We start from the raw sequence: 19,007 nt of genomic DNA on the forward strand, positions 1-19,007 counted from the left end.
CATTCCGTCTGTGGCGTAATTGAAGTTTGAAGGCAGATATCGGTCAGGCGATTTCACGTTCCGGAGCCTGTGGGGCGGCCGAAAGCAATTCGCGGGTATAGGCATGTTGCGGGGTTTCCATCACGGTCGCGACCGGACCGGATTCAACGATTGCACCGTTCTGCATGACGATGACGTGATCACACAGCAACCGCACAACGTTAAGGTCATGACTGACGAACAGGTAACTGATGCCAAGACGCACGCGAAGATCCGCCAGAAGGTTCAAAACCAGCGCCTGGATCGACACATCAAGGGCAGCGGTCGGTTCATCAAGGATCAGAAAATCGGGTTCAGTGGCAAGGGCGCGCGCAATTCCCACACGGGCCTTTTGCCCACCGGAAAGCTGATGGGGGAACCGGTCCAGAAGATGGGCCGGGAAGCCGGTCATTTCGGCCAGTTCCTCGGTCCGTTTGATCACCGTATCCCCGCGCATCCCCATCAACCGGTATAATGGGTCAGCAATGGCCTGACGGGCGGTAAAGCGCGGGTTGAGGCTATCCGTTGCGTCCTGAAAAACCATCTGGATTTTCGAACGCAACGGATGCCTGGCAAAGCTCGCCGCCGGGAGGCTGGCAATATCTTCGCCACGGTAAAAGATGCTGCCCGATGTGGCATCAAGCAACCGTACCAGCATTGAGGACGTGGTCGATTTTCCACAACCGGATTCACCGACCAGACCGACACTTTCGCCTTCGTGGATGGTAAAACTGATCTTCTTGACAGCATGAACCGGGCCGCTTTTGCCCTGATAGGTCTTGGCAAGATTGACCACATCAATCAGCGGCTTCTGACCAACCACATGCGGCGCAAGTTCTGTGCGCTCGCTTTCAGGCAACAAGGCACGGATCGAACCGGTCCGGCGTGGCGTGGCATTGACCAGTTTGCGGGTATAGGCATGTTGCGGATCGGTAAACAGGGTCACCGGATCACCAGCCTCGACGATCAGGCCATCCTTCATCACGACAATCCGGTCGCAATATTGCGATGCCAGTCCAAGGTCATGGGTGATCAGGATTGATGACATGCCACGTGCACGCACCAGATCATCGACCAGATCCATCACGGCCTTTTGGGTGGTGATATCAAGCCCCGTGGTCGGTTCATCGGCAATAATCAGTTTCGGATCGCACGCAAGCGCAAGGGCAATCACCACGCGCTGACACATGCCACCCGAAAGTTCGAACGGATAGGCCTCATAACGGGCAGCGGCATCGCGGATTTTAACCGCTTCGAGTGCTTCAATCGCCTTGGCTTTGGCATTGTGGCGGGTTGCCCGGCTATGACGGCGCAACACGTCTTCGATCTGATGGCCGACCTTGCGGATCGGATTGAGTGCTGCACGCGGGTTCTGGAAAATCATGCTGATTTCACGCCCGCGAATGTCACGCATATCACGTTCGGATGCATTGCGAAGATCGATCCCGCTATAGATCGCATCCCCCGCCTTGATCTGCCCACCGGCATCAAGAATGCGCATCAGCGCATAGGACGTCACCGACTTGCCCGATCCACTTTCCCCGACAATGCCAAGGCGTTCGCCCTTTGCCAGTTCGAAATCGATCCCTTTGACCGCATTGACTTCGCCGTTTCGCGTCCGGAAGGCAACGCTTAATCCCTTGATCGAAAGCATGATCATGTCCTCCGGCGCGGGTCGACGATATCGCGCAGTCCATCGCCCATCAGGTTAAAGGTCAAAACCGCAATCATCAGTGAAAGCCCCGGAAACAGCGCCAGCCACCATTCCCCCGAGACGATGAAATTCGCGCCTTCGGCCACCATGATCCCCCATTCCGGGGTCGGCGGGCGCACACCCAGACCGATGAAGCTGAGCCCTGCGGCATTCAGGATCGCCCAACCCAGGTTAAGCGACACCTGCACCATCATCGGTGGCAGCGCATTGGGGAAGATGTGAAAGGCCAGAATGCGCGCATCACTGTTGCCCGAAAGCTTGGCGGCAAGAGTAAAGCCCGCATTGCGGCGAATATTGACCTCGGCCCGGACCAGTCGGGCATAGAACGGGATATTGATGATTGCGGTTGCGTAAATGATGTTGGCAACCGAATTGCCAAGGGCCGCAACCACCCCCATCGCCAGAACAAACAGCGGAAACGCCATGATGGTATCAAGCACACGGTTCAGCGTAATATCCGTCCAGCCGCCGCGATAGCCGGCAATCGCACCAAGGAATGATCCGATCACAAAGGACAGGGCAACAGCGGCCACCGAAATCACCAGATCAAGACGGGTTGCCACGACAACGCGGCTAAACACATCGCGGCCCAGATTATCGGTGCCGAACCAGTGGGCAAATGACGGCGGCTGCAAGACGCTGCTGGCATCGGTCGCAAGCGGATCATAGGGCACGATCATCGGGCCAAAGATCGCAGCAAAGATCAAAATCCCGAACATGGCAAAGGCAATGCCCGTCACCGGATTTTCACGCAGCACATAGATCAGATGTGCAAAGGCACCCGATTTCGATTTTGCCGGGGTCACGGGGCCATTGGCCGTCGCCACTTGAACCGATGCGGCATCAGACGCGGATGAAACGATCTTGTTCATTTGCCAGATGTCCCGAAACGCGGATCGATCAGCGAATAGGCCAGATCAATCACCAGATTAAGGAAGACGAAAAGAAACGCCATCGCCAGGACAAATCCCTGAACCGCGGCATAGTCCGAAACAATCAGAGCTTCGACCGCATAGGACCCAATCCCCGGCCATGCAAAGACCTTTTCGACCAGCACATTCGCGCCCAGAACAAAGGAAAACACCATGCCAAGCGTGGTCACGACCGGAAGAAGCGCATTGCGAAACGCATAGCCATAAAGAATGCGACCCGATCCAAGGCCCGCCGCACGCGCGGTCCGGATATAATCCGATGACAATGCCGACAACATCGCGGCACGGGTCATGCGGGCAATCGGGGCCAGCGTAAACAGCGACAACGTCACCGCAGGCAGGATCAATTGTTTAAGTGCGCCGAACCATGTTTCCCAATCCCCGTCCAGTGCCGCATCAATCAGGAAGAAGCCGGTCACATGGGGCGGATCAAGATAGATGAAATCAAGTCGCCCAAGCGGGGATGGCGAAACGCCCAGCAAATAATAGAAAATGTAAATCAGCATCACGCCGGTGAAAAATGTCGGAAGCGAAACCCCCATGGTCACCAGCAATCGACAGATCTGGTCAATCCAGCTTCCCGGTCGCGTTGCCGCCAGAACACCCAGCGGCACAGCTACCAGACAGGACAGCAAAAGCGCACTTAACGTCAGTTCAAGCGACGCCGGAAGTCGGCTTGCAAGTTCGGTCAGAACCGGTCGCCCGGTCGAAACCGACTGCCCAAGGTCCCCCTGAAACAATTGACCCAGATAGACCACGAACTGTTCTGGCAGGGGTTTATCAAGACCAAGCTTCGCCCGTGTTTCTTCGATGGTTTCGGGCGTTGCCATGATCCCGGCAAACTGGACAGCCGGGTCACCAGGCAAGGCGCGCGTCAGGACAAAGCTGATAACGATGACCCCGAACAGGACCGGAATGGCCTGTGCGATGCGCGTCAAAACGCTGGTTCCCCGGACTGCCATGATCCTAGCTTTCCACCGTTGTCAGGCCACGGATATCAAGCTGCCGGTGGAACCAGAATTCATATCCACCCGCCCCGTTAAGCGCGACGTTAAGGGCTGGCTGCCACAACGGAATACGCGGCAGGTCTTCATGAACGATGTCGATCATGCGCATGATTTTCGGCGCATATTCCGGATCATCCATGGCCATGTGCAGGGTTTCATTGGTCAGTTGTTCGACCTCGGCATTGGAGTAGTTTGACGAGTTGAACAGATGACCTTCCTGATAGGCCCAGAAGAAATAGTAGTCCGGGGTATTGAGCCAACCGCCAAAGTTTTCCAGATGGAAATCAAGGCGCTTTTCAACCAGTGCCGCCGTACGCCAGTTGGCACCCGGGATCTTTTCAATCTCAACCTTGATGCCAAGCTTGCCAACCGCTTCCTGAATAAGAAGGGCTGCGGGTTCCATCCATGATGACAGATCGGTCGAAATCGAAAGCTTGGTTTCAAATCCGCCGGCGAAGCCGGACTTGGCCATATGTTCCTTGGCCTTTTCAAGGTCGGTGTCATAGGGCGACTTGCGCGGCCATGCGATGTCGGTTGCTTTTGGCTCACCCCCCCAAAGCGGGGCACCACGTCCATATGCCGCCGCATTAAAGATCGCCTCATAGGGCACGGCAAAGGCAATGGCCTTGCGCACATCCGGGTCCTGGAACGGTTCGAACTTGGTGTTCAGGCAAAGCGCATGGATGCAGTTTTCAATCGGGGTTGAATGCACGGTGACCTTCCCTGCCAGCTCGGCTGCATCCTTGTCGGGAATATCAAAGGCAACCTGAACGTCACCACGTTCAATCAGTGCACGGCTGGTTGCCGCAGACGGAACTTCGCGCATGATCACGCGGCGTACCGGCGGGGTCGGACCACCAACCCATTTGTCATTGCGTTCAAAGACAACCTGCTGACCGGCATCCCAACGGGTAACGCTATAGGCGCCCGAACCAATGGTGTGGGTGTGCAGATATTCCATTGCCCAGGGATCATCGGTGGTCGCATTTTCCTTGGCGACCTTGGAATTGATGATAAAGGGCACCGGCACCGCCAGATCGGGCAATGCAAGTTTTGATGCCTGATCAAGCTTCACGACAAAGGTTTCATCGTCGATGGCTTCGAACTGTTCCGGGCGGATAAAGCCGCCTGCCTTCATCTGAACGGTCGGGAAACCACCGACACTGACGGCACGGTCAAACGACCATTTGACGTCTGCTGCGGTGACTTTGCTGCCATCATTGAATACGGCATCGGATTTCAGCTTGAAGGTGATGGTCATGCCATCTTCGGAGAAGGTCCAGCTTTCCGCCAGTTCCGGCACAATGGTCGAATAATCATAGGAAAGTCCGCCGCCTTCAGCCGGTTTGGAGCCAAACGACACCAGACGGTCATAGCAGTTTACCGCAATCTGATAGGACGCACGGTTGGTCCCGGTGCGGTGAAGATCAAGACTGTTGACCGTTTGCGACGATACGGCGACCAGCGTGTCGCTTCCGGCAGCAAGTGCGGAAAATGTCCGGGCGAAAGGCAAGGTACCGGCAAGAACAGCACTACCTTTTAGAAAATTACGTCTGGTAACCATCGTGAAAACCCCCATGAACAGCTTTTTAGAATCCGTTGCTGTCAGTTTGCAGTATTTTGCGTTCGCGAAAACTGCTATGTTTTCACCAATCCGGTGCAAAAAATGCAACACCATCGAAAACGGTTGAGATATGAGATACTTGCAAACCTTCCGACTGATCGAAGCTGTTGCACGGGCGGGTTCAATGCGCAAAGCAGCCGAGGATATGAACCTGACGGCATCAGCGTTGAACCGCCGCATCAACGGGTTTGAAGAAGAATTCGGCGCAGAACTTTTTGAACGTCTGCCCAGTGGTGTGCGTCTTAATCCGGCAGGCGAACTTTTGCTGCATCACTATCGCGCCATGGCGTCCGACCTTGAGCGCGTACAGGGACAGGTCGCCGATCTTAGCGGCGAACGGCGCGGTCACGTATCAATCGCCTGTTCGCAGGCAATGTTGCCCTATTTTCTGCCAGAACAGATTGCGATCTATCGTGCGGCCCATCCGGGCGTGACATTTAGCGTCAATGTCCGGGACCGCGCACAGGCAGAACAGGAACTTGCCAGCTATTCAAGCGATCTGGCACTTGTGTTCGAGCCGATCTATCTGGTGGATTTCGAAGTCATTCATGCCATCCCGCAAACAGTTGATGTTGTCATGCGCGCCGACCATCCGCTGGCCGCACGCGACGAAATCCGCTTGCGGGATTGTCTGGATGTTCCGCATGTCGCACCGACACACCGGTTTGGCGTACGCCATCTCCTTGATTTTGCAGCCCGGCGCGGATCACGACAGGTTTCCCCGGTGGTCGAAACCGAAAGTTTCGAACTTATTCGCCACTATATTCTGCATGAAAATGCCATCGGCTTCCAAATCCCGATTGGCCTTCAAGTACCTGATGATGGTTCCTTGGTCTTTCGGCCGATTTCGGAACGCGACGTACCACCGGGAAATCTGATCCTTGGGCAGATGCGTGGTCGTACTCTGCCTGTGGCCTCGGCACGTTTTGCCATGCAACTTGCCACTGCACTCAAGGATTATCAGATCACCCGCGAGGGTATTTTCTGATCCAATCCGACCTTCCCGGTGATCCACCCTGCATTCGCAGGCCGTATGTGAACTCGTTTACTTAATCAAGGCCAGTAGCACGTTTGTGATTTGCGAAAAGTCCGGCTTGGATGAAACTCATTCGCACATATTGGCGTGCCGCGAAGCGGGTGGCGCCGACGTGCATTGCCTTGCACTTACTTGTCATTGATACCGTCACCACCAGCCCCCCATTCCCCATGTCATTCAGGACAGGAGCGCATGATGGAACGTTTGACTGCCAAGGATTTTTCGCCTGAACTTCTCGAGCTATATGATTTCTATGCCCATGGCATGATTGATCGCCGCGAATTTCTGGATCGTGCCGGTCGATATGCAGTGGGGGGCATGACCGCACTTGCGATCCTGAATGCCATGAGCCCGAATTATGCGATGGCCCATCAGGTTGACTTTACCGATCCCGACATTGTCGCTGAATATATCATGTATCCTTCGCCCAATGGTCATGGCGAAGTACGTGGTTATATGGTCAAACCGGCCAATCTTGCCGGCAAGGTTCCCGGTGTTGTCGTGGTGCACGAAAACCGTGGCCTTAACCCCTATATCGAAGATGTCGCGCGCCGCGTCGCCAAGGCGGGCTTCATTGCACTTGCCCCGGATGGCCTGACATCGGTTGGAGGTTATCCGGGCAATGATGACAAGGGGCGCGAGCTCCAGCGTACTGTCGATCCGACCAAACTGATGAATGATTTCTTTGCCGCGATCGAATTCCTGACTGCGCATGAAGCCACCACCGAGAAAACCGGGATTACCGGATTTTGTTATGGCGGCGGCGTGGCAAATGCCGCAGCCGTTGCCTATCCCGAACTTGGTGCGGCCGTTCCGTTTTATGGACGTCAGGCTGCGGTCGAGGACGTGCCACGCATTCAGGCCCCGATCCTGTTGCAATATGGCGAGCTTGATGAACGGATTAATGCCGGATGGCCCGCCTATGAAGAGGCACTAAAGGCCAATAACAAGGTCTATGAGGCCTATATCTATCCCGGGGCCAATCATGGTTTCCACAATGATTCCACGCCGCGTTACGACAAGGATGCTGCCGAGCTGGCCTGGCAACGCACCATCGACTGGTTCAATAAATATCTGACATGACACGCATTGATACGTAATCGGCCCGACTTCAAGTCCGGGCCGATTACAGTTTCACGCCATGGATGACGTACTCTCGCGGAATATTATTGGCTGCGCACCGCATCAATGATGCCGTCGCGGACGTGACAAACCTGATCGGCGATATGGAACCAGCGATCATCATGGGTCACACAAATGATGACCTTGCCCAGCTTGCGCATGGCGGGCAGGATTTCCTCGTAAAACACCTTGCGGAAATGCGGATCCTGATCGGCGGCCCATTCATCAAGAACCAGAACAGGCTTACCTTCAAGGCGTGCTGCAATCAGTGCCAGACGTTTGCGTTGCCCCTGCGAAAGCGCTGTGGTCGAGAATGACAGGCCATCAAGGGTAACCTTGTGATCAACCTCCATTTCGCGCAGCAGCGCGTTGACCTTTTCCTCGTCAACCTTCTCAATACCATACAGCTCGGAAAACAGATGATAGTCCGAAAGCACTGTGGCAAAACTGTCGCGATAGGCCTGCATGTCATCGGGGCGTAACGCATGGCCATTGATCCGGATCGATCCGCTATCGACATCTCGAAGGCCGGTCAGCAAGGAAATGATCGTTGATTTCCCGGCCCCGTTCCCGCCACTGATAAAGGTAATTTCACCGCGCCTGAACACAGCGTCCAGTGGCCCGACAGCAAATCCGTTTGTCGAAGACCGATAGGCAAAGCGCACATCCTCAAGGGCAATTTCATCGATCTTCTCGTGCCAGTCTGACGATGCTGACGGACTGCTTTCCTGCGGCATTGATCCTGATTTATCGCGCATTTCCGCTTCTTGCGCATCAATGACCCCCGACAGATTGTTTTCAAGTTCAACAATCCGGCCAAGCGATGTTTCCGCATTATTAAAACTTGGGAATGTCATGATTACGGTGCCGATTGGCCCGATCAGGAACATGGTCGCGGTTGTGACCTGCACAGCAACATCATGATAATCCGAGGTAAAGATCGGAACGATAAACACCATGGCCGCCATCATCGCGTAGAAGGCCAGCTGAATGCTGGCGCTTTCGCGCGACCATTGCGCCTTGGACAGCGCCTTTGCGCTACACGCCCGTTTCGAGCGTTCCCCAAGCTGTTCGACGAGCGCATTCCTGCGCCGGGTATTCATTTTGACTTCCTTGAACCCGGCAAGCAGATCATTCAGGCCGTCAAACAGTTTGGCTTCGTCGTCTTCGGACGCACGGGTCGCAGCATTGACCCGGTTGATGCGATGCACATGGATAAAGCCTGCCAGAACAACAAGCACCGCCAGCATGACAAAGGCAAAGATCGACAACCATGCCAGATACAGCCCGACACAAACGACCAGCACAATCTGCTGTGCACCGTTAAGCATAATCGGCAAGCTGTTAGAGATCGTCTGCATTTCCGACGTGATGGCGGCATGAACCGATCCCTGCCCGACCTTTGCCAGAACATCGGGGCCGGCTTTTCGCACCTGATCAAACAGCCTGACACGATATTCGTGCAGCATGGCTTCGACTTCGTCTGAAACCATCACATCGGACTTGTGCTGTGCCCACATATAGCCGCCCAGCGACACAACCATCATCAGCAACAGTTGTAGATTGACCTTATGTTCCTGCGCCTGATCCGAGGCCAGATTGACCACCACCAGCACAAGTGTCGTGGCAATCGCCGACATGGATGAAAGTGCAAAAACAGTCCGAAGGTTCAGACCGACACGAGATTTGAGCAGACGGAACATCAACATGGCTCAGATCCTCCCGCGCGGATCATCAAGGGTGACTTCAGAAAGCTTGCCGTTTTCGAGATGAAGTCTTCTGTCTGCCATTTCGAAATAGTGATCGTCATGGGTCACAGCAATTACCGTGATGCCGCGCTTTTTCAGATCCGGCAGGATTTCTGTATAGAACTTTTTGCGGAAATACGGGTCCTGATCGGCGGCCCATTCATCCAGAACCAGGATCGGCCGTTTTTCCAGAATGGCCGAAATCAGGCCAAGACGTTTACGCTGCCCCGATGACAGGGCCGTTGTTACAAACCGGCCCTCACGGATTGCTGTAACATGCGAAATTTCAAACCGTTCAAGCCAGAAATTTGCCTCGTCCGTATCAAGCGTATCAACGCCGTGCAATTCAGCAAAAAGATGGAAGTCGGAGAACACCGTCGCAATCAAATTGCGGTACGGCGCAATGCTGTGCACACCAAGCTGGGTCTTGTCGATACTGATTTTCCCGCTTTCCGGACGATAAAGACCGGTCAGAAGTTTGACCAGGGTCGATTTCCCCGAACCGTTCCCGCCGGTCACAAACAAAAGTTCGCCGGATTTGACCGAAAGATCAATCGGCCCAAGGACAAACCCGTGTCGCGGGTCGCGGTTGGGATAGGTGAATGTCACAGCTTCGAAGTCGATATGCCCGAATTCCGCGGGAAGTTCCTTGGCGTTTTCTTCGTCGGCCTCTTCACGGATCTCGGCCAGATCATCGGACAATGCCAGCATCCGCGATGCAGAACCTTCGATCTGGCTAAAAACCGACATCGACTGAACCATCACCGAAATCGGGCCGATCATGAACAGGATCGCAACACTGATTTTGGGAATATCAGAGGTCAAACTGCTGGAATAAACCGGGACAATGAAAACAACAATGGCCAGCAGAATGTAAAATGCCGACATCCCCATGATCATCTGACGCGAGATCAGGTCATGGGCCTTGTGACCATATTCTGCCTTTTTCGTCGAAGAAGCATCAAATGCTGCGTAAAGCCTGTCACTGCGCTTTGACCACATCCGGACTTCCTTGATGCCCCGGAACAGATCGGCAATCTTTTCAAACATCTCGGCTTCGACCTGCAGCAGCTTGCCAAACCATTCACCAAGCGCACGCCCCATCCGCAAATAAATGACGATCCCAATCCCGATCACACCAATGATCAGGAAAAAGGCCAGACTTGAAATCCAGAACACATAGATCATCACCGCAATCAGCAACATCACACTGCGGAAACACATGCCGATCAGATGCGCGTTTTGCGAAATGACCTGTGTGCTTTGGGTGATATTCTTGAACAGTCGTTCCTGCCCGATTGCCTCAAGCTTGACGAAGTCGGCCATGGCGATCTGGGTGAACAATCTTTGACGAATGCGGTCAATGCCCTGTTCGATCTGGCGCGCGATGTTGCTCAGAAGGAAAACCTCGGCAAAGAAATAAATGAGTGTGATGGCGACAAAACTGCCTGCCAACACCCAGTTGACACGATCCAGACCATTGTCACTGATTTCTTGGGCGGCGGTATTTACCAGCCCCAGAAGGGCTGCACTTCCCAATCCGGAAAGCAGCCCGGATACGGCAAGCCGGAGCTTTAGTTTGTTATCTTCCAAAGATAACAATTCCAGCAACTTCATTGATTTAACAGCCCCCAAGAACCGACCGATTGTCGACCGTTTCAACTGTAACCACCGGTATGAAATGTGTCCAGCGACGCTTCACTTTTATGAACACACGGTGACCTAAAGATATTCGGGCGGTATTCGGCCTTCGCTATTTACCACCAGAATACGACTATCGGCATCAAGCCCGTGTTTGCGACGAAGTTCCGGATCGCGCGCCACATGCCAAAGCCCCGCGAGGCCTGAAATACCGGTATCCCAGGTATCCACAGGATCATCACCCCCGATACCCGACATAAGCGCGTCTTGCGCTTCCTTGGCGCAGGCATCGTCAATCGCGATGCTGTCAAAACAGACATCTTCAAGAATTCTCAAAGCCGGCAGGCTGGGATATCCGCAAGAAAGCCCGACCATGCGTGTCAGCAACTTTCCCGGCACGCGCGTTGGCCGACCATTTTCAATACTTGCCTTAACACAGGCAGCTGTCTCCGGCTCGACGCTACAGACTTGTGGCTTGGTGCCACTTTCATGCCAAAAGCCAATCGCACAGCCGGCCGCCATGCCACCCACACCACATTGCAAATAGAACTTGTCGATATCCGCACCAAAAGCACGTAACTGACGGGCACATTCGACACCCAGAACGGCATAGCCCGCCATGATATCGCGGGTCACCACAAGATCACCGTGATAATCGGTATCCGTGATCAGCAAAACATGATCGGCCCTGGCATATTCCTCGGCGGCAAGCACGGCATCATCATAGGTTCCGTTGATGGTGACAAGTTCACCACCACAATCAACAATCCTGCGCATGCGGGCCGGATCGACATCCTGCCCGACAAAAATCCTGGCCCGGCAGTTAAACTTTCTTGCCGCCCAGACAACTGCAAGACCGTGATTGCCGTCGGTTGCCGCCACAGCGATAAATGCGTTGCACGCGGCACTACCCGGTTCCAGCCCCTGTTGCAAAAGCTGTTTCTTAAGGCCATAGGGCGCCCCCAGTGCCTTGACCCCGCCCAGCCCGAAGCGTTTGCTTTCGTCCTTGATCCAGATGGTGCGCACGCCCAGTTCCTTTGCCAGCCCCTGTGCACAGATGAGCGGGCTTTCACCATATTCCGGCCAGGACGAAATCAGGGAAAATGCCTGAGCGATTTCTGCCCCTGTCGGTTCGAAGGTGTCCTTTGGGCTCATGCTTTACTCCTGACGGCCGACAACGGCATCTCTATGGTAGGGGCAGGTCACCCCGCCGATCAACCTGCGCATAATGATTGGTTTAGGTGGCGAGGCATACTGCAAAAAGACGCAACTATCTGAGAAACGTATGTTTAAGCGATATTGAATCTCGACGGGCGTGTGTCAAATCCTTTAGACTACCCACTATCGCGCAAACTGCTTTCGGACGTTATCAACTTGCAAAGCTCCGCCCGTCGATCTGCATCGCTCACTGGATGTTTCGTTCTCGGGACGTTGTTGGCCACGCTTGCCGGAAGGCCCGCCATCGCGCAAGCCCCCAATCCCTCGAATATGGAAAACACACAGTCCCTGTCATCGACTGAGGCCATAGAGGCTTATGATGGGGATCAACTTGATATCGACAATTTTGACGATAGCCCGGCGAATGTCGCGTTACCGCAGGATATCGTCGATGGTTATGTTTATAAGCCCGACGCTATTCCCTTGTCACAGTATCGACGGAATTCGCTGGTGGAAGATGGCTTTGCCAATTTCAGCAATAACGCGGAAATCACCGGAAATGGGTCACGTGAAAAATCCTATTACGCAGCGATCTATAGCGGCAGTACCAATGGCGTCTATTTTCAGGTAGCCGCTACCATCTGTGACATGATGAAACGTACTTACAAGCGGCATCGAATTCATTGTGTTCCGTTGCGCTCGCAAGGTGTGGGCAGCAATATCCGCCTGATGAAGGAAGGCCGCGTCCAACTGGCACTGGTGCAGTCCAATAATAACTGGGAAGCCTTCAAGGACATCAATCCGATCCCCGGTGCGCAATCGGTTATGTCGCTCCATGATGAAATGGGATTGCTGGTTGTCCGAAAAGATTCAGGTATCCACAGTGTCGCCGACCTTAAGGGCAAGCGCATCAATATCGGGCCGGAAGGATCCGCAACCCGTGAGTTGTGGCTGGAACTTCTCAAGCAATATGGCATTGCGCAAGACGACCTCGAAACCGTCTATAATGTTGCACAGGACTACAACCGGCTTGGCATCTGCGAGAATTATATCGATGCCTATGGGTTGTGGATCGGTCACCCGGCATCCCTGATTGAGGAAAGCCTTGATTGCGACGCCGAAGTTGTCGGCATGGGTGGCCCTTTGACCCAGAAACTGGTCGAAGCCAACAATTATTTCTTCAATCAGGTTCTTCCTGCGCGCACCTATGCCGGACAGGAAGCCGATATTGAATCTTACGGGTTCAAGGCATCGCTGATCGCCTATGAACCAGCCGACCCTTATGTGGTTTACTGGATCACCCGCATCATCCACGAAAATATTGAACAGCTTAAGGCCGAGAACCCGACCTTCCGCAGTGTGAATGGCGACGATCTCTTTAAAAAGGGTAACTTTCTAACCTTCCACAAAGGTGCAGCATGCTATTGGGAAACCGATCCGCATGCCTGTGACTGGCAATCGCATTATCAGCAACCGGTTGCTGTTAATGGCAGCAACCAGCCAGCTTATCGCCGGACAATGCAATAGGGTCGGAACGGATCAAGCCCGCTCTCTGCGCATCCAACCAATATCCGGACCATTATGCCCGGCCTGCCCTTGACGATACCCAGCACCAACCATTCCATCTGCGATCATGTTCTTGCCAGATATGACATCTGAAACCGGTGACCAGTCATCCATGTGGAGTGTTTCCTGTAACTTTGCCGGTTTATCGCCCGTCAGGTCACATCGAAACAAATATCGCACACCGCCAAATTTTTCCTTCACCCCGCAAATCCGCATTCCGGCGGCCAGAAGGTTAATCACACTTGGCACATTTCCGGGTGCCGCGGTACTCAGCGCAATGACCCGGCCGCATGCCCGCGCGGCTTCAAGCCGGTGTATCACCATGCGTTGCTGCCACTTTGATCCGCGATGGTCCTTGCGAACGGCGACCCCGTCAATATGGGCGACCTGTTGCAAGTCCCCGGCTGACAAGTGATGATCAATCCCGAAATTCGGATCTTCAATACGCGGCAGCCCCAATACACTATAGGCAATCAGGTCACCATCCGACAAAGCACCAAAAATCTGACCGCAATCGTTCATATGGGACTGGAAAAATGCGTCTGTTTCGCTTGCAACCGTTCCGGCAGGCATATCGGCAATAACGTCATGATGAAGTGCTATCACCGCATCAAGATGCGTTTCATCCAGTCGCCTGATGACCGCCGTCATTCGATGATTTCCGCATAATCAAGAAGCAACAAAGGCGGATAAAGCGAAAGCCTGCGTGCCGATGAAAGCCTGATCAGATAGGAAAACCGATCAAGCGTTTCAACCGGTATATCGGCAGGCGAAATCTGGTTGACCAGAATGTCTTCAACCTTGCTGGCGGCCAGTCGCCCGACAAGCTCATATCGACTGACCAGCCCCAGCATCGCCTGACCGTCACGGACTTCAAGTTCGGTGGCACTAAAGGCTGCAAGACCATTGACAAATCCTGCCTCGGTCAGTTCATCACGATACGTCCCGATGAAGTTATCCGGCCCGATATAAAGGAAATCAGCCCCATTTTCCGCCAGCATTTTGACCGCCGGGGCAATGTCTTCGGGTTTGGGTTTTGCATTCTGGCCCAACGGTGCTTCAAGGACTTCGAACCCCATTTCTTCGCCAAGCGCCTTAAGATCGCTGATATTGGACAGGGAATTGTCTTCCTCGGCATTGTAAACCACGCCAAGCTTCGTCATCGGACGATAGGCGCGAATGGCCTGAATTTGCGCCGATAGCGGGGCGATATGTGCTGCCCCGGTGACGTTGGGGCGCCATTGGCCGCGTGGCGCAGCAATGCCTGTTTTCCAGGGTGCAGACACCATGACGAAAACCACCGGAAGCTTGGTGATGTTCTTGGCCGGATCAAAGTCATTATATTTTCCAACCACCCGCGAGGTTACGCCAGTTCCCCACGTGTAAACCAGATCAGGCGGGTCTTTGCGAATTTGCTCGATGATCGCAGGTATCTTGTCAAGATCGCGGGCAATATCATGAATTTGCAGATCAATCGCAATGTCGCGGTCCTTGAAATAGGCACGGAATCCTTCCTCGACCCGGGTCTCTCCGCGCCAAAGGATCATCGCAATTCTCAGGGGATCGTCTTTCTCGCCCTTGGCCTGGACTGCCTGAGCACTAAAAAAGTTCACGGCGACAAGGCACAACAAAAACAAGACAATACTGCTCAAAGACCGGGCAGCATTTCGCGTAAACTGAATGTGTTTCACGATGACGCCCCTTCTTCTAGCGGTTCGGTCTGTTTCTTGGGGCTTGCGTCAACATGCCCGATCAACAATTCGAAACACAAAACCGAAACAAGTGCTATGACGCCAAAAACAGTCACGGCACCAATCGTTCCAAGCCACAAGGCAAGTCCCGCAGCAAGCAATGGTCCTGTCGCCCCACCCAGACGTTCAGCCAACCGCAACACCGCAAGCACAGCCCCCGTACCATGTTCTTCGGTAAAGTCGCGGCTGATCTTCAAACTTGCCGAAACCTGAGCCGGAATTGACGTCGCCTGTGCCAGTCCCAGCAATCCGACGGCCACCGCAAACACACCGTAAAGCGGCATGAAACCCGCCAGAAGAAGACCAAGTGCTGTCAATCCACCACCAATTCCGACCGCCCGGGTTTCGCGCTGTTTGCTATCCGTCCAGCGCGCGACACTCCATCCCGTCAGCAATGCGACAAGACCATAGAGCATGATCACCCGGCCGGTCTCAGCGATTGTTGCCCCCTGTTCGATCAGGATCAGCGGGGTCAGGTAGAATAAAAATCCACTAAGGATCATTTTGGCAGGAACGGCAGCAAACAGGATAAGCACCTGGAACTGCCGGTTTGCCAATAATGCCTTCATGGCTTTACGTGTCGGAACGGGGAGCGGTGTTTGCCCGCGCACATGCGTATCAAGAAGGAAAAAGGCCAGAAATACAGCAAGACTTGCGACAACGGCACCGGCAATGAATGTTGTTGCCTCGCCAAAATGCCCCGCGAAAATCCCGCCGATTGCCGGCCCGCAAATATCTGCAAGCATGATCCCGCTAACCATCATTGCTGTACCCTGGGTACGATTGCGCTCGGTTGTTGCATCAATCACATAGGCCTGGCAGGCGACAAACGTCGTGGCATAGCCGATACCCGAAAATGCCCGCCAGATCAGCAAATCCCACATGCCGGTGGCAAAAGCCGTTCCACAAAGACCAATCGTCGCCAGAAACGCCCCCGTGAGATACATACGAAGCGATCCGACACGTTCCTGAAACAGGCTGCAAACCGGCATGGCAATCGCCACCATCAGCAAGTGAACCGCCATGATGATACCGGCCGCCATATTTCCATCGGCCATGCTCGACGTCACCTTGCCAAAGAAGGTTGGCATGATCGGACGTGCAAGTTCCTCGGCCAGAACAAACAGGAATGCCAGCAACCTGACACCGATCAGCTTGACCTCGCGTTCGGACCGCGGGGTTGTTCCGCGCTTCCTTGCCGTCTGGGTGACGACGGCATTGATGTTTTCCATGAACTTGCCGATTTCGTCCCGCGACGATTGCCCGTGCAGAAGCGTGAACTGCTTTTCGCGAACACTGGTCAAAACCCGCTGCGCCACACGCACCGGCAAGGCGACATTCACCGTCAAAACCAGAAGGACCAGCTCAAACGACAGGGCAAGCGAAATGATCAGGATCACCGCAATATCAAAAAGATTATCCGTCAGGGGCCGCATCAGTGCGGCCCGGTCATGCCCGATTACAATTTCAATATCGTCGGTATTATCGATCTCGTGAGGAAGACTGATTTGGGTGATGATGTAATCGTTGCTCAGCCCGTCATGCTGATCGGCAAGCGCACTTTCCAAGGCACCTTTGCCGAGGCCGCCCGTATGAAGAAGATCGCCATCATGGACAACAGCTGCAAATCGCAAATCCGGGTCTGCTTGCTTTAACTGAACAAGAACATCAGAGAAGCCGACAATTTCCGCGAGTGGAATACCCAGATTGATCGCGCGATTGATCTTGCCTGCCAGTGTTTCGGCCTCGATCTCGGCCTTCTGACTGATTTCGAGTTGCAGGTCACTGCGTGCAAGTTCCGCAGCCCGCCAGGAAATACCGATCAGTGCAACGCACAGCATCAGGATGCTGAACAATGACAAAATCCAGACCGTCCCCTTGGGCAACATACGCCCACGTGGCACGCCGGACTGGGTCTGATCTGTTAACAGAGTCTGCTTATCGGGATGGGTCATTGCGGCTTCTCGTTATTGGTCGGTGACGGAGCATCTGATGACGTGCCATCGCGCAGGTTTTTACGGATATCGCGATACAGCGCGACCATTTCGATTTCGCTTTCCGTCAACAGGTCCCGATCATGGAAATCATCCGTGGAGTTCTGACCAAGAATGGCGCGTTTGACATCGTTATTCAGACTGACAAAGACCCGATGCCGCCGGTTCATCAGCCATAGCAACAGACAAAGGATGGGAAGAACCGCGACCATGCCGATCCCGGCTGACTTCATCATTTCAGCCAATGCGCTTTCAAGGCGCCCGTTCATCACCGACAGATCGGCCGTCAGGCGAAGGCTGCCGGCACATTTGCCAAGACTGTCTTCGAGCTTCGTATCAAGCAATGCGATCGCATCATTGAACTGGATACCACCGGTCTGAACCGGCATTGTGGAAACGGTCGCGCCCTGCTTGGATAATTCACCCGAAATCAGATTTCCCGTGCAATCACGTACCGACATTTCGGCAATCTCGTCAGACATGCCCAGACGGCGCATCAGGATGCCATCAAGGTTTTCCATGTTCTCAAGGCGCAACCCGATATCAATAGCAGCCCTGAGATCCTGAGCGGTTTCATTGGCGATCACATTGATGCGCTGGGTAAGGACGGTTCGAAGCGTCTGTTCAAACCGCATATAGTTGAGCATCGTCGTCATGCCGAGTGCTGCGACAAAGATCAAAATGATCGCCAATGCTATTTTGGCCGTTAAGCTCAAGTGATTTCCCCCAAGTGCATCCTGATCGAATAATGCAAAGCATCACCCGTTCATAACATATTTCCCGCATGGATATTATATCGTTGATTACCAATGTAACAGCGTCGAATGGCTTCTAACCCTCTGAAACAAATTGCAGTGTCTATATTTAGTGTTTATGGTTTCACGAGGAATGAAACTGGGGGGCAATATGGACAGTGAACGCCTTGAACTGCTTAGACGCAAAAAGCTTCACCGCAGGTCCGATGCCATAATCCGGAAAAACACACTTTGGGCAGCTGGTACCGGACTGATCCCGATACCCGTACTGGATTCTGCTGCGATCGTCGCCGTACAGTTGAAAATGCTGGCCGAGCTTAGCAGCATTCACGAGGTGCCCTTTACCGAAAACAGCGGCAAATCGGTGATCGCCAGTTTCGTTGCCAGCCTCACCAGCAGTGTTTTGGGTAAATCCCTGTTGGCGACGGGGCTGTTTTCCAATGTCGCCAAGGCGCTTCCTGTGGTCGGCTCTGCGCTGAGCATTCTGACCATGCCCGGCTTCAATGCAGCCTTCACTTATGCGCTGGGCAAGGTCTTTCAGCAGCATTACGAAGCAGGCGGCACAATGAGCAACTTTGATCCCAAAGCGGCTGAACCATACTTCAAGGAAAAGTTCAAAGAAGGTTTCAAGTTCGGCAACAAGGCACAGGCTGTCTGAGATGCGCGAATTTAACGTATGCTACTTACAGGGCCACGATCCATGCATCTGGTAATTGCTATACTTTATATCCTGGCCGCAGTGATTTGCGGCTTGCTTGGCCGCCGGACATCGTTTGGCTTCCTTGGCCATTTTATTGTGGCCCTGATCATTACTCCGATCGGTGATTTTCTCGTGCAGCTCATCGCGCGCCCGTCCCGTGATGTCCGCGAAAAAATGAACAACTTGGACGATTACTGACGTGCAAACACCATTTTCCGAACGACACCTGAAGACGAGATGA

General features: G+C 53.8%; 16 protein-coding genes. 5 read left to right on the top strand and 11 right to left on the bottom strand.

From position 1 onward, the window contains the following. Positions 1-43: 43 nt before the first annotated feature. Genes WA318_RS19940 through WA318_RS19955 form a run of 4 tightly spaced genes read right to left on the bottom strand, consistent with a single transcriptional unit; the run spans position 44 to position 5,235 of the window. A complete protein-coding gene (locus WA318_RS19940; protein ID WP_336083947.1) occupies positions 44-1,672 on the bottom strand; it encodes an ABC transporter ATP-binding protein in 1,629 nt (542 codons plus the stop codon). A gap of 2 nt (positions 1,673-1,674) precedes the next feature. Beyond that, a complete protein-coding gene (locus WA318_RS19945; protein WP_336083949.1) occupies positions 1,675-2,604 on the bottom strand; it encodes an ABC transporter permease in 930 nt (309 codons plus the stop codon). Next, on the bottom strand, positions 2,601-3,626 hold the full coding sequence (locus tag WA318_RS19950; RefSeq protein ID WP_336083951.1) for an ABC transporter permease: 1,026 nt from the start codon (positions 3,624-3,626) through the stop codon (positions 2,601-2,603). The genes WA318_RS19945 and WA318_RS19950 overlap by 4 nt, the downstream gene beginning before the upstream one ends. 4 nt (positions 3,627-3,630) lie before the next feature. Beyond that, entirely contained in the window at positions 3,631-5,235 is a 1,605-nt protein-coding gene (locus WA318_RS19955; protein WP_336083953.1) for an ABC transporter substrate-binding protein, read from the bottom strand. Positions 5,236-5,365: 130 nt separating this feature from the next. Here WA318_RS19955 and WA318_RS19960 point away from each other — a divergent pair, with 130 nt between their 5' ends. Both WA318_RS19960 and yghX read left to right on the top strand, forming a co-directional pair. Beyond that, a complete protein-coding gene (locus tag WA318_RS19960) occupies positions 5,366-6,283 on the top strand; it encodes a LysR family transcriptional regulator (protein ID WP_336083955.1) in 918 nt (305 codons plus the stop codon). Between the two features lie 240 nt (positions 6,284-6,523). After that, on the top strand, positions 6,524-7,414 hold the full coding sequence (gene yghX, locus WA318_RS19965) for a YghX family hydrolase (protein WP_336083958.1): 891 nt from the start codon (positions 6,524-6,526) through the stop codon (positions 7,412-7,414). A gap of 83 nt (positions 7,415-7,497) precedes the next feature. Here the strand turns inward: yghX and WA318_RS19970 are convergent, their stop codons facing one another. The 3 genes from WA318_RS19970 to WA318_RS19980 all read right to left on the bottom strand — a co-directional run bounded on the left by WA318_RS19970 (position 7,498) and on the right by WA318_RS19980 (position 11,997). Next, on the bottom strand, positions 7,498-9,162 hold the full coding sequence (locus WA318_RS19970) for a cyclic peptide export ABC transporter (RefSeq protein WP_336083960.1): 1,665 nt from the start codon (positions 9,160-9,162) through the stop codon (positions 7,498-7,500). 3 nt (positions 9,163-9,165) lie between these two features. After that, a complete protein-coding gene (locus WA318_RS19975) occupies positions 9,166-10,818 on the bottom strand; it encodes a cyclic peptide export ABC transporter (protein WP_114098114.1) in 1,653 nt (550 codons plus the stop codon). Between the two features lie 105 nt (positions 10,819-10,923). Next, positions 10,924-11,997, bottom strand: coding sequence for a pyridoxal-phosphate dependent enzyme (locus WA318_RS19980; protein WP_336083963.1), 1,074 nt, complete (start codon positions 11,995-11,997; stop codon positions 10,924-10,926). Positions 11,998-12,276: 279 nt separating this feature from the next. On the opposite strand from WA318_RS19980, the gene WA318_RS19985 reads away from it, so the two are divergent. Continuing rightward, positions 12,277-13,527, top strand: a complete 1,251-nt coding sequence (locus WA318_RS19985) for a TAXI family TRAP transporter solute-binding subunit (protein WP_336083965.1) — start codon at positions 12,277-12,279, stop codon at positions 13,525-13,527. A 12-nt stretch (positions 13,528-13,539) separates the two neighbouring features. Here WA318_RS19985 and WA318_RS19990 read toward each other — a convergent pair whose 3' ends face one another. From WA318_RS19990 to WA318_RS20005, 4 genes are all read right to left on the bottom strand, one after another. Then, complete coding sequence (locus WA318_RS19990) at positions 13,540-14,217, bottom strand: GNAT family N-acetyltransferase (RefSeq protein ID WP_336083967.1); 678 nt, start codon at positions 14,215-14,217, stop codon at positions 13,540-13,542. Continuing rightward, the gene (locus tag WA318_RS19995) at positions 14,214-15,179 is read right to left on the bottom strand and encodes an ABC transporter substrate-binding protein (protein ID WP_336083969.1); all 966 of its coding nucleotides are present in this window, start codon (positions 15,177-15,179) and stop codon (positions 14,214-14,216) included. The genes WA318_RS19990 and WA318_RS19995 overlap by 4 nt, the downstream gene beginning before the upstream one ends. A gap of 74 nt (positions 15,180-15,253) precedes the next feature. Continuing rightward, positions 15,254-17,272, bottom strand: coding sequence for an MFS transporter (locus tag WA318_RS20000; RefSeq protein WP_336083971.1), 2,019 nt, complete (start codon positions 17,270-17,272; stop codon positions 15,254-15,256). Beyond that, on the bottom strand, positions 17,269-18,027 hold the full coding sequence (locus tag WA318_RS20005; protein ID WP_336083973.1) for a hypothetical protein: 759 nt from the start codon (positions 18,025-18,027) through the stop codon (positions 17,269-17,271). Before WA318_RS20005 ends, WA318_RS20000 begins: the two co-directional genes overlap by 4 nt. Positions 18,028-18,217: 190 nt before the next feature. Here WA318_RS20005 and WA318_RS20010 point away from each other — a divergent pair, with 190 nt between their 5' ends. Both WA318_RS20010 and WA318_RS20015 read left to right on the top strand, forming a co-directional pair. Beyond that, positions 18,218-18,724 (top strand): YcjF family protein, encoded by a 507-nt coding sequence (locus WA318_RS20010; RefSeq protein ID WP_181850240.1) that lies wholly within the window; start codon positions 18,218-18,220, stop codon positions 18,722-18,724. Between the two features lie 42 nt (positions 18,725-18,766). Next, complete coding sequence (locus WA318_RS20015) at positions 18,767-18,964, top strand: hypothetical protein (protein ID WP_114098106.1); 198 nt, start codon at positions 18,767-18,769, stop codon at positions 18,962-18,964. Positions 18,965-19,007: the final 43 nt, after the last annotated feature.

This window comes from Thalassospira sp. CH_XMU1448-2, from assembly GCF_037027285.1.
Taxonomy (GTDB): domain Bacteria; phylum Pseudomonadota; class Alphaproteobacteria; order Rhodospirillales; family Thalassospiraceae; genus Thalassospira; species Thalassospira profundimaris_C.